General features: G+C 45.8%; 1 protein-coding gene. It reads left to right on the top strand.

Annotation, left to right across the window (positions count from 1 at the left end; all coding sequences use genetic code 11):
* Positions 1-548: 3-deoxy-7-phosphoheptulonate synthase (aroF, locus tag ICL16_RS12045; RefSeq protein WP_190827797.1), on the top strand; the 548-nt coding region annotated here is incomplete at both ends.

Raw genomic sequence — 548 nt, 5'->3', positions numbered from 1 at the left:
TTGTTAGCACTGGCGCGTGAAGCTACTGGTTTAGGAATTATTACCGAAGTGATGGATACGGCTGACTTGGAAAAAATTGCCTCTGTTGCAGATGTAATCCAAATTGGCGCGAGAAATATGCAGAATTTCTCCTTACTCAAGAAAGCAGGCGCTACTGGTAAACCAATTCTGCTCAAGCGTGGTTTGTCGGCAACCATTGAAGAATGGTTGATGGCAGCTGAGTATATTATGGCGGCAGGAAATCCAAATGTAATTTTGTGCGAACGCGGTATTCGCTCGTTTGACAAGCAGTATACCAGAAATATTCTTGATTTATCTGTGGTCCCTGTGTTGCGTACACTGACTCATTTACCAATCATGATTGACCCCAGTCATGCCACTGGCTACTCTCAGTATGTTCCCACGATGGCAAAAGCGGCGATCGCTGCTGGGACAGATTCGTTGATGATTGAAGTTCACCCCAACCCATCCAAAGCAATGTCCGATGGTCCTCAATCGCTCAAACCTGCTGATTTTGTGGAACTGATGCAAGAACTTGCTGCTCTTGC

The organism is Iningainema tapete BLCC-T55 (assembly GCF_014698965.1).
GTDB lineage: Bacteria > Cyanobacteriota > Cyanobacteriia > Cyanobacteriales > Nostocaceae > Iningainema > Iningainema tapete.
The sequence above is the reverse complement of the archived record's forward strand: the minus strand, read 5'-3'. Positions and strand labels throughout refer to the sequence as shown.